Source organism: Kitasatospora sp. NPDC058965, from assembly GCF_042741245.1.
Lineage (GTDB): Bacteria > Actinomycetota > Actinomycetes > Streptomycetales > Streptomycetaceae > Kitasatospora.
Map to the genome: position 1 here is coordinate 1 of NZ_JBHYKG010000301.1, position 10,114 is coordinate 10,114.

Consider the following 10,114-nt stretch of genomic DNA (forward strand, 5'->3'; position numbering starts at 1 on the left):
CCGGTGGGGCGGCCGGGTCGGGCACCGGGGTCCTGCGGGGAGGGCCCGGTCCGCCGACCGGGAAGGGGCTAGAAGGCCTGGTAGACGGTCCAGTTGAAGCTCGTGCTGCCGGTGCCGCCGGCACTGTCGGCGGCCCGCACCGTCACCGTGTAGCTACCGGCCCGGGTCGGCGTCCCGGTCACCGTGCCGGCGGAGCTGATGGTCAGTCCGGGCGGCAGGTTGCTCGCGCTGAAGGTGAGCGCCAGGCCCGCGCTGTCCGTCGCGCCGATCCGCAGCGGCGCCGTGCTGAAGCCGGTGAAGCCGAACTGCGTACCGGGGTTGGTCACCGTGACGGTGCCGCCGGTGCCGCCACTGCTGACGGTCCAGGTGAAGCTGGTGCTGCCGGTCGCCCCGGTGCTGTCCTTGGCGGTGAGCGTCACCTTGCCGCTGCCGGCGGTGCCGGGCGTGCCGGAGACGGTGCCGGTGCTGCTGTCAACGGCCAGACCGGCCGGCAGGCCAGTGGCCGACCAGGTGTACGGCGCGGTGCCGCCGGAGGCGGAGTTCTTCAGCGTCACCGCGACGCCCACGGTGCTGTTCTGGTCACCGGGGTTGGCCACGGTCACACCGGTGGGCGGCGGGGTGCTCCCGGCGGTGAAGGCGGAGACGCCGGCGGGGGTGCCGAGGCCGGTCGGACCGTCCCAGCCCGTACGGGCGTTGCACACCTGGGTACCGCAGTTGCCGTTGTTGCCGGTGGTCACGTCGTTGAGCGCGCCGGTGTGCGCGTACGGGTAGGACGCCGGGTTGTCGTTGGCGCCCGGGGTGCCGGCCAGCGCGTACATCGCGGTGATCAGCGGGGTGGCCAGGCTGGTGCCGCCGTACTTCTGCCAGCCCGGGGCGCTGTAGGTGTCGTAGATCGCCAGGCCGGTGTTCGGGTCGGCGACCGCCGACACGTCCGAGTTCGCCTTGCCGTTGCAGCCGGTGCCGACCGACTGCTGCCAACTGGGCTGCGCGTCGTAGGCGGAGCAGCCGGAGCCCGCGCCGCTCCACGCGCTCTCGCTCCAACCACGGTTGTTCGAGGCGCGGTTGAGCGAGGTGCCGCCGACCGCCAGGGTGTAGCGGGAGGAGGCGGGGTACTGGGTGCCGCCGCCGTAGCCGTTGTCCCCGGTGGCGAAGGCGAACAGCACGCCCGGCTTGTTGAAGTGGCTGTCGTCCGAGGTCTGCCCCGAACTCTCGCTGTCGCTCCAGGAGTTGGAGACGAACTTGGCGCCGATCCGGACCGCGGTGTCGTCGGCCGCGTACAGGTTCGGGTCGTTGTTGTCGTCCGACTCGACCAGCACGATGTGGCAGGCCGGGCAGGCGGCGGAGACCGCGTCGAGGTCGAGGGTGATCTCCTCCGACCAGCCGCTGTCCCCCTTCGGGTAGGAGCTGCCGCCGCGCTGGTCCACCTTGCTGAAGCAGCCGTTGGCGGTGGTGCAGGCGGGCAGGTTGTAGGTGCTGCGGTACGTCGCCAGGTCCTGCTCGGCGTTGGGGTCGTCGTAGGCGTCGACGATGGCCACGGTGACTCCGGAGCCGCCGCTGGGCAGCTGGTAGGCGGCCTGGATGTCGCTCGGCCCGTAGCCGGACGGAGCCGCCGGAGCGGCCGCGCCGGCGGCCCGGCTGACGCCGACGGCCTGGCAGTTGGCCCGGCCGGGCCGGGTGTCGTGGCAGGCCTTGGTCAGTCCGGTCGACCCGCCGGCCGCGTGGGCCGGGACGGCGGCCAGGCCGAGCCCGGCCAGCGCCAGGGTCAGTCCGGCCAGCGCCGAAAGTGGGCGTGCGGTGCCATCTCGCATGGGGAGTCCCTTAGCGGTGGGGGAAAGGAATGACCCGCACCGTAGAGGGAGTTGGGGTGGCCCGTCTGTGGCCCGACCCGCCACTGGCCGGAACCGGACAGCCCGGATCCGGTCGGGACCGGGGGCGGTCGCCCGCGGGCAGGCACGACGAAGCCCCCTCGGCCGCAACGGCGGCCGAGGGGGCTTCAGGTCTCGGGTCGGGCTCGGGCGCGCACCGCCGGGCGGTCGGCGCCGCGGTGCGCGCCGGCTCAGTGCGGCAGCTCCCCGAGCACCGGACCCAGCTCTCCGGTCACCTGCTTGACCTGGTTCAGCGGACCGATCTGGTTGCCGCTGGCGCCCATGTCCACACCGCCGACGGCGGGTCCGGCGGCGGCGGGGGCGTCCGCGTGCGCGGCCGGAGCGGTCAGGGAGGCCACCACGCCCACGGCGAGGGAGGCAAAGGCCATCATGCTGCGCTTCTTCATGCGCTGCCCAACGACCGGATCCCCGGTTGGACACGGCCGGGCGCGGTCAGCCCCGGCCGGGCAGCGCCTCGAACACCGGTGCCGACACCCGCGGCGCCTCGTACCGGCCCTTCGGCTCCTCCCACTCCTCCTGCCGCCCGAGCGCCGTCAGGTCGAGGAACCCGTACGCCCCGCCGAAGTCGGTGCCGCGCGCGTAGGTCGAGTAGGTGTGGAACACCTCGTCCCCGTCCAGCAGGAAGCAGCTCAGCCCCGGCTGCTCGGACGGCGCGCCGGCCAGCCACCCCTGGCCGGCCTCCTCCAGCGCCGGCAGGTCGCGGTAGTTGAACCGGACCGGCAGCACCGCCGCGTCGATCGAGACGTGGAAGTCGTAGTTGAACGGGCTGCCGAACGACGAGTAGAACGGCAGCGTCCAGCCGCGCCGGGCCACGTACGGGGCGATCTTCGCGTACGGCGCCCGGGCGATCGCGACCAACCGCGTCTCGCGCTCCGCCAGGTGCGCGAGCAGGCCGTCGGAGTACTCGTCCACCGACCCCGAGCAGCTCTGGCAGGCCTCCTCCCAGGCCGGGTCCCACATCACGTGCTGCACGATCAGCTGCCGACGGCCGCCGAACAGGTCGCGCAGCCCCACCGGGCCGTCCGGCCCCTCGAACCGGTACGGCGCGGTCACCCGCACCATCGGCAGCCGCCGCCGCTCGGCGTTCAGCGCGTCCTGCGCCCGGCGCAGCTCCTTCTCCCGGCCCAGCAGCGCCTCGCGCGCCACCCGCCACTGCTCGGCGGGAACGATCTCGGGCAGGCTCATCGCCCTCTCCTCCACGTGTCTCGACGGACCCTTCGCAGAGGTGGACCGCCGGGGCGGCCGGAACTCATCGGTCCGGGCCGGATCCCGCCGGGACGTCCCGCGGCGCCCGGGCCGCCGTGCCGGCCCGCACCCGCGGTCCCGGGCCGTCCCACAGGGCGAGACCGGGTCCGGTTGCTCCACCGGCACCAGCCGACAGGACGGCAGCGCGTCGTAGGCTGCCGGGAAGCGCGTCAGGTTCTCGGACACAGACGGTCCAGCGGAAGGGGCGGACGCCCGGTGGCAGCAGAACAGCCGATCGACGAGGCCGGGCCGGGCCTGCACGTGGCGCACCAGCTCCGGGCGCTGACCGTGCAGCTGGACCTGCTGACCGCCGACTTCGCCCAGCGCAACGGCCTGCACCCGACCGACCTGCGGGCGCTGATCTGCCTGCTGGACGCGGCCCGGACCGGTACCACGGCCACGCCCGGCTGGCTCGGCCGTCAACTGGGGCTCAACTCGGCGGGCACCACCGCCCTGGTGGACCGGCTGGAGCGGCTCGGGCTCGTCCGGCGGGCCCGGGACGACCGGGACCGGCGCCGGGTGCTGCTGGCGGTCGACGAACGGGCGGTCGTCCTCGGCCGGTCGTTCTTCGGCCCGCTGCTCGGCCAGGTGGTGGCCACCGTGCGCGAACTGCCGGAAACGGAAGTGGCCACGATCTCGCGCTTCCTGGAGCGGATGCAGGAGATCGTGGCCACTCGGGCCGAACGGGCGAACTGACGGATCAGCTGCCGATGTGGCCGCAGGCGGTGTCGACCTTCTGGCCGTCGGTCTCCAGCTTCGACTGCAGGTCGGCGCTGGGCGCGGTGCCGGTGCTGACGTCGGTGTACAGCTGCTGGTAGTCGCCGGCCAGCGCGCTGATCGCGCTCTTGGCGGCGGCGTTGCCGGCCTTGGCGGCGGCGGCGTTCAGCTCGTCGGTCGCGTTCTTGAAGTCGGCCTTCAGCGCGTCCGGGCTGCCGGCGTCGGCGCTCATCTTGTCCGAGTAGGTCGTGACCGTGGAGGTGGCGCTGACGCAGCCGCTGTCCAGGGCCTTGGAGACCGTCGAGACGGCCAGCGCGATGCCCGCGATGGTACCGGCGGTCGCGAGCAGCGACACGATGAGGCCGATGATCGCGGGGACCTTGCCCTTGCCGGCGCTCTTCGACTTGACCAGGCCGATGATGCTGAAGATCAGGCCGAGCGGGAAGAACAGGAAGGCCAGGATCAGACCGGCGATCGCGAAGCCGTTCGAGCCGGTCGGCTGCGGGGCCGGGTAGCCGTACGGCTGCTGCGGCGGGACGCCGTAGCCCTGCTGCGGCGCGCCGTAGGGCTGCTGAGGGGCCTCGTTGGGGGGTATGGACACGTCGATCCTTAACGAAAGCTGGACGGTGGCCGCCAACGAATACCGGACTCTCCTACTCCACCGCAACTCTCAGTAATGGCGACGGCCGTGGCACCGGGGCCAACTCGGCCCGGCACCACGGCCGCTCCCCTGCTCGCAGAAGAGTGGTCAGCAGACGAACGGTCAGGCGGCGCCGACCAGCACGCCCGCCGCCTCCGCGGCCAGCCGACCGCGGTCGATCTTGCGGTTGGAGTTGAGCGGGAACTCGGTCAGGTGGCGGTAGTCCCGCGGCAGCATCCCGGCCGGCAGGATCTGCCGCAGCTGGCGGGCCAGCGCCGCCGGTGCGGTCACCTCGCCGGTGTAGAACACGACCAGTTCGACCCCGCCGCCCTCGGCCGGCCGGGTCACCGTCACCGCGTCGCGCACCCCCGCGCAGCCGCGCAGCGCGTGCTCGATCTCCGGCAGCTCGACCCGCCAGCCCTGGATCTGCACCTGGGCGTCCAGCCGGCCCAGGTAGGCCAGCTCGTCGGCGGGCAACCGGCGCACCCGGTCGCCGGTGCGGTACCACAGCCGCCCGTCGTGCTCCAGGAACCGGCCCGCGTTGTCGGCCGGGTCGAGGTAACCCTGCGTCATCTGCGGCCCGGTGATGCAGAGCTCGCCCTCGTACTCGGCGGTGCTGCCGTCCTCGGCCAGCAGCAGGTGGTCGTGGCCCGGGTGCACCGCGCCGATCGGCACGATCCCGTTGACCGCCAACTCCGGGGAGGAGTCGGAGTCCCAGCGGTGGCCGGTGATGGTGACGGTCAGTTCGGTCGGGCCGTAGATGTTCTCCAGCGCCGAACCGGGGGCCGCCGTCTGCCAGTCGGCCGCGTCCTGGCAGCGCAGCGCCTCGCCGGCGAAGAAGCTCCAGCGCAGGCCGGACAGCGATCCCGGCTCCAGGCCGCCGAGCTGACGGATCAGCGAGATCGCGCTCGGCGTGGAGAACCACACGGTGATCCCGTGCTCGGCGACGTAGGCCGGCAGCCCGCGGTAGGCCTGCACCGGGACGGCGTGCGCCGTGGCACCGGCGCCCCAAGCGCAGAACAGGTCGAACATCGCGCAGTCGAAGTTGAGGTCGAAGGTCTGCGAGAACACGTCCTCGGGGGTGAAGTCGTAGCGCGCGTCCAGCAGGTCGAAGTAGTGCCGGGTGCTGCCGTGGCTGATCGGCACGCCCTTGGGCCGGCCGGTCGAGCCGGAGGTGAAGAGCATGTAGGCGGTGTCCTCGGCCCGGACCGGGCGCGGCTCGGCCAGCGCCAGGGCCGGGTCGAGCTCGATCCGCGGGTACGGGTGGGCCGCGTCGGACAGCGGCACCAGCACCGGGATCGGCCGGTCGGGCATCGAACCGGCGCGCAGCGCGGCCAGGCCCTGCTCGTCGGCCACCAGCACGTCCACGCCGGCCAGTTCCAGCATCCGCCGGGTCCGGCCGGCCGGGAAGTCCGGGTGCAACGGGACCACGGTGGCGCCGGTGTAGAGGCCGGCCAGGATGCCGAGGTAGGCGGTCACCCCCTTGGCGGCCAGCACGCCGACCGCGCGCGGTCGCCCGGTCCGGCCGGCCGACAGCGCGCCGGCCCAGGCCAGCGCCTGCCGGTGCGCCTCGGTGTAGGTCACCGCGGTCTGGCCGATCCGGATCGCGGGCCGCTGCGGCGACCGGGCCAGGCCCCGCAGAAATCGCTGGTAGAGCGCCGGGTCGGGCGTCTCGTTCATTCTTCCTCCGCGAAAAAGAAAGGGGTCGCATAAGGGTGGCGCTCCGTTGCCACCCGCCCGGCGGCGCGCCTACGTTGGCAGTCAGGAAGCACCGTGACTCACCGGGAGACGAAATCATGAGCTGGGACCAGCAGTTCGAGGACCTTCTGCGCAAATTCCTGCCGTTCGTCGGGGCCGACGAGGCGCTCACCGCGGACACCGATCTGCGGGACCTTGGCCTCGACTCGCTCGGGACCGTCGAGCTCCTGGCCCAGCTGGAGGAGCTGTACGGCGTCCGGTTCCTGGACGACGCGCTGAGCCTGGAGACCTTCGCCACCCCGGGTGCCCTCTGGGGGACCCTCGCCGAGATCCGCGCCGCCGCCTGAACGCCCGCCCCCGAGTGCCCTTCCGGCTTCCGGAAGGGCACTCGCGCGTGGTCAGGCGAAGACCGTGGCCGGCCGGCGACCGGGCCGCAGCGCGGCCCGCGGGTTGAGCGGGACCACCTTGAAGCTGCGGGTGGTCACCCCGACCCGGCCGAACAGGCTGTCCGGGCCCGAGACGTAGACCGTGCCGACCCCCAGCCGGCGCAGTTCCGCCACCGCCTTGGGCCAGTTGACGGCCCGGGTGAAGCCGTCCAGCAGCATCGTGCGCACGCCGTCCGCGCTGGTCAGCACGGTGCCGTCCTGGTCCGCGACGACCGGGATCCGCGGGTCGGTGAAGTGCAGGCCGGCGAAGACCTCCGCGGCCATCCGCTCGCGCAGCGGGGCGAAGGCGGCCGAGTGCATCGGCGGACGCATCATGTACAGCGGCAGTCCGCCCAGCGAGCGGATCCGCTGCTGCAGCGAGTCCAGCAGGCCCTCCCGCACACAGATCATGTAGAAGTCGTGGTCCACGTGGCAGGCGATGTCGTACCACTCCCCCTGCGCCGTCAGCTCGCCGAGCAGCAGGTCGAGTTGCTCGCGCGGCACCCGGGCGAACGACTGCACCACGATCTCGGTGTGCTCCCGGGCGAAGTACTCCTCCAGCGCCACCGCCCAGTCGGCGGTCATCCGCACCGCCTGCGGGAAGGAGAGCGCGCCCGACCAGACGGCCGCCGCCTTCTCGCCGAAGCTCGGACCCACCACGTAGTCCGTGCGCATTCCGTGGGCCTCTTCGGCCCATTCGGCGAGCGCCAGGCAGTTCACCATGAATGCCACCTGGGCGGCCTCGGAATAGTCGCCCTCGGAGGTCCGGAAACGCTCCACCAGGTCGTAGCCGAGCACCTCGTCGGCGATCCCGACCAGGCGCCGGGCGGCCGGATTGATCAGCATGAACTTCGCCACCTCCGAGAACGGGCACGGGCCCATTCCCGGGAAGACGATCGCGGTCGCCTCGCCCGCGCGTTGCTCGGTTGCCATCGCTCTTCGTTCCCTCCGGGGGTTGTGCGCTCAAGCGCGCGTCGGCCGTCGCCAGGATGCCCGGGGCCGGTCGGCCCCGGGCACCCCTAGCGGCCCCTACGGGCTCAGGCGACCAGGGACTCCAGGTACTCCAGCAGCACGGCGCGGAACTCCTCCGGCTGCTCCAGGTGCGGCAGGTGGCTGGACTTCTCGAAGATGTGCCAGCGCACCTCGGGGATCAGGTCCTGGAACGGCTGCACGGTCACCGGGGTGGCCTCGTCGTGGCGGCCGGAGAGCAGCAGGGTGGGCACCGCGATCCGCGGGCAGTCCTCGATCACCCCCCAGTCCTTGAGGGTGCCGACCACGTGGAACTCGCTCGGCCCGTTCATGGTGAAGTAGACCGTCGGGTCGTTGTAGATCTCGTAGAACGAGGCCAGGTAGTCGCGCGGCCAGGGGTTGAGCCGGCAGACGTGCTTCTCGTAGAAGAAGCGCATCGCCGCGTGGTACTCGTCGCTGCCGGTGGTGCCCGCCGCCTCGTGCGCGAGCAGGGTCTCGTTCACCCCGGGCGGCAGCTGGTCGCGCAGCACCTTCATCTCGGACAGCCACAGCGGGTAGGAGGCCGGCGCGTTGGCGATGACCAAGCCGCGCAGGCCGGCCGGGCGGGCGGCGGCGTGCTTGGCCACCACCAGCCCGCCCCAGGACTGGCCGAGCAGCACGTAGTTGTCCGCGATGCCCAGGGTGCGCAGCAGGTTGTCCAGCTCGTCCAGGAAGAGCTCCGGGGTCCAGAACTCCGGCCCGGCACCGGGCAGGTGGCTGGAGCCGCCGTTGCCGATCTGGTCGTAGTGGACCACCGGCCAGCCCTGGTCGGCCAGTTCGGCCAGGTTGAGCAGGTAGTCGTGGGTACTGCCCGGTCCGCCGTGCACCAGGACCAGCGCGGGCCGGCCGCTGCTCAGGTCTCCGGTGACGCGGAACCAGGTCTGGTGGGAACCGAAGGGCACCGTTCCCTTGGCGCTCGGTGCGGGCGGCATGACTCTCCTTCTGCTTGCGGGGTTCTGGCTCGGGACGGCGGTGCGACGGCGCCTCAGGCGGCGGGCCAGTGGCCGGTCAGCCACTCCTCGATGGCCCGGCCGGGCAGCGCGGCGTTCTCCTCGATCAGGCTGAAGTGGTCCGCCTTGACCGGCACCAGGGTGTACTCCGGGTTCCACGGGCGGGAGATCCACTCGGCGTCCGGCTCGGCGTCCGGCACCTCGGGGAAGAACGAGCGGATGCACTGGATGTGCAGGCCGGGCACCCCGTCCAGCGGGCCGAGGTCCAGGTGCGGGATCAGGCCGCCCCACCCGCCCATCGCGGAGAGCCGGGTCGAGTCGAAGCCGCCGAACGCGCCCTCCTTGTGGAACATCCCCTCCAACAGCTGCTCCACCGGGCCGCCGCCCAGGTCGTTGACCTCGTAGGTGTCCAGCATCACCATGCCGGCCGGCCGCACCCCCGCGGTCTCGGCCAGGTGCCGGGCGGTGGCGTGCGCGAAGATGCCGCCCGCCGAGTAGCCCATCAGCACGAACGGCTCGCCCTCGGCCGCCTTCAGCACGGTGGCCGCCAGCAGGTCGATCGCCGCCTCCGGCGAGTCCGGCAGCGACTCGCCCGGGTGGAAGCCGGCCATCGGGATCGCGTACACCGGCCGGGGCGTGCTCAGGTGCGAGACGACCCGCTTGTGCTGCAGCGCACCGCTGGTCGCCATCGGCGAGCTCAGGCAGAGCAGGCGCGGGCCGGCCGGACCGTCCAGCAGCCGCACCGGGCCCGGGGCCCCGGGATACTCGGCGGCCGAGGCGAACCGCGGCCGGATCCCGGCCACCGCGCGCAGCAGCTCCAGGCCCCGCTTGGTCTGACCCGACTGCACCGCGCCGCGGAAGATGTCGGTCAGCGTCTCACCGGCCGTCACCTCCACCGGGGTCGAGCCGTCCTCGCTCGGCTGCTGGCTGTCGAGCACCGACCGCAGGTAGCCGGCCAGGCCGTTGGGGTTCTTGTTGTCGAAGACCACCATCGGGGGCAGCCGCAGCCCGGTCGCCTCGTTCAGGCCGTTGCGCAGCTCCATCGAGGCCAGCGAGTCGAACCCGGCCTCCAGGAAGTCGCGTTCGGGGTGGACCTCGGCCGCGCCCGCGTGCCCCAGGATGCCGGCCGCCAGCGTGCGCACCAGCTCCAGCAGCACCTCCTCGCGCTCGGGCTCGCCCAGGCCGGCCAGCCGGCGCCGCAGCGCTGCCGGGTCGGCCGCGCCCTTCGCGCTGCGCCGCCGCACCGCGGGTGCCAGGCCCCGCAGCAGGGCGGGCAGTTCGTCGGTGCGGGTGCGCAGGGCGGCGGGGTTGACGTGCAGCGGCACCTGGACCGGGTGCGGCGTGGCCAGCGCGGTGTCGAACAGCCCGAGCGCCTCCTCGACGCTGAGCGCCGGCAGGCCCTGGCGGGTGAGCCGCTGCAGGTCGGCCTCACCCAGCCACGCGCTCAGGCCCGCGTTGGTGTTCCAGAGGCCGTAGGCGAGGGCGGTGGTGGGGTGTCCGTGGTGGGTGCGGTGGTGGGCGAGGGCGTCGAGGTAGGTGTTGGCG

The 10,114-nt window shown here is 72.9% G+C and carries 10 protein-coding genes; 2 read left to right on the forward strand and 8 right to left on the reverse strand.

Annotated features, from left to right (window positions below; all coding sequences use genetic code 11):
• Positions 1-68 precede the first annotated feature (68 nt).
• The 3 genes from ACFW1A_RS33130 to ACFW1A_RS33140 all read right to left on the reverse strand — a co-directional run bounded on the left by ACFW1A_RS33130 (position 69) and on the right by ACFW1A_RS33140 (position 3,071).
• Positions 69-1,808, reverse strand: coding sequence for a putative Ig domain-containing protein (locus ACFW1A_RS33130; protein WP_380415561.1), 1,740 nt, complete (start codon positions 1,806-1,808; stop codon positions 69-71).
• A 248-nt stretch (positions 1,809-2,056) separates the two neighbouring features.
• Complete coding sequence (locus tag ACFW1A_RS33135) at positions 2,057-2,257, reverse strand: hypothetical protein (RefSeq protein WP_380415563.1); 201 nt, start codon at positions 2,255-2,257, stop codon at positions 2,057-2,059.
• Between the two features lie 61 nt (positions 2,258-2,318).
• The gene (locus tag ACFW1A_RS33140) at positions 2,319-3,071 is read right to left on the reverse strand and encodes a DUF899 domain-containing protein (RefSeq protein WP_380415565.1); all 753 of its coding nucleotides are present in this window, start codon (positions 3,069-3,071) and stop codon (positions 2,319-2,321) included.
• 276 nt (positions 3,072-3,347) lie between these two features.
• On the opposite strand from ACFW1A_RS33140, the gene ACFW1A_RS33145 reads away from it, so the two are divergent.
• On the forward strand, positions 3,348-3,827 hold the full coding sequence (locus tag ACFW1A_RS33145) for a MarR family transcriptional regulator (RefSeq protein ID WP_380415567.1): 480 nt from the start codon (positions 3,348-3,350) through the stop codon (positions 3,825-3,827).
• Positions 3,828-3,831: 4 nt separating this feature from the next.
• Here ACFW1A_RS33145 and ACFW1A_RS33150 read toward each other — a convergent pair whose 3' ends face one another.
• Positions 3,832-4,449: a hypothetical protein gene (locus ACFW1A_RS33150; protein WP_380415569.1), complete on the reverse strand. Its 618-nt coding sequence runs from the start codon at positions 4,447-4,449 to the stop codon at positions 3,832-3,834.
• Positions 4,450-4,611: 162 nt separating this feature from the next.
• A complete protein-coding gene (locus ACFW1A_RS33155) occupies positions 4,612-6,168 on the reverse strand; it encodes an AMP-binding protein (protein ID WP_380415571.1) in 1,557 nt (518 codons plus the stop codon).
• A gap of 116 nt (positions 6,169-6,284) precedes the next feature.
• On the opposite strand from ACFW1A_RS33155, the gene ACFW1A_RS33160 reads away from it, so the two are divergent.
• Positions 6,285-6,533, forward strand: coding sequence for a phosphopantetheine-binding protein (locus ACFW1A_RS33160; RefSeq protein ID WP_380415576.1), 249 nt, complete (start codon positions 6,285-6,287; stop codon positions 6,531-6,533).
• Between the two features lie 51 nt (positions 6,534-6,584).
• On the opposite strand, the gene ACFW1A_RS33165 is transcribed toward ACFW1A_RS33160, so the two are convergent.
• The 3 genes from ACFW1A_RS33165 to ACFW1A_RS33175 form a co-directional block, all read right to left on the reverse strand.
• Entirely contained in the window at positions 6,585-7,544 is a 960-nt protein-coding gene (locus ACFW1A_RS33165) for an ACP S-malonyltransferase (protein WP_380415581.1), read from the reverse strand.
• A gap of 104 nt (positions 7,545-7,648) precedes the next feature.
• The gene (locus ACFW1A_RS33170; protein WP_380415583.1) at positions 7,649-8,551 is read right to left on the reverse strand and encodes a proline iminopeptidase-family hydrolase; all 903 of its coding nucleotides are present in this window, start codon (positions 8,549-8,551) and stop codon (positions 7,649-7,651) included.
• A 53-nt stretch (positions 8,552-8,604) separates the two neighbouring features.
• On the reverse strand, positions 8,605-10,114 hold a 1,510-nt coding region (locus ACFW1A_RS33175), incomplete at its 5' end, for a phosphopantetheine-binding protein (RefSeq protein ID WP_380415586.1).

Bases quoted from the DNA above. Each gene is read 5' to 3' on its own strand.
- ACFW1A_RS33135 (WP_380415563.1), bottom strand. From the start codon at position 2,257: ATGATGGCCTTTGCCTCCCTCGCCGTGGGCGTGGTGGCCTCCCTGACC.
- ACFW1A_RS33140 (WP_380415565.1), bottom strand. From the start codon at position 3,071: ATGAGCCTGCCCGAGATCGTTCCCGCCGAGCAGTGGCGGGTGGCGCGC.
- ACFW1A_RS33130 (WP_380415561.1), bottom strand. From the start codon at position 1,808: ATGCGAGATGGCACCGCACGCCCACTTTCGGCGCTGGCCGGACTGACC.
- ACFW1A_RS33165 (WP_380415581.1), bottom strand. From the start codon at position 7,544: ATGGCAACCGAGCAACGCGCGGGCGAGGCGACCGCGATCGTCTTCCCG.
- ACFW1A_RS33170 (WP_380415583.1), bottom strand. From the start codon at position 8,551: ATGCCGCCCGCACCGAGCGCCAAGGGAACGGTGCCCTTCGGTTCCCAC.
- ACFW1A_RS33160 (WP_380415576.1), top strand. From the start codon at position 6,285: ATGAGCTGGGACCAGCAGTTCGAGGACCTTCTGCGCAAATTCCTGCCG.
- ACFW1A_RS33155 (WP_380415571.1), bottom strand. From the start codon at position 6,168: ATGAACGAGACGCCCGACCCGGCGCTCTACCAGCGATTTCTGCGGGGC.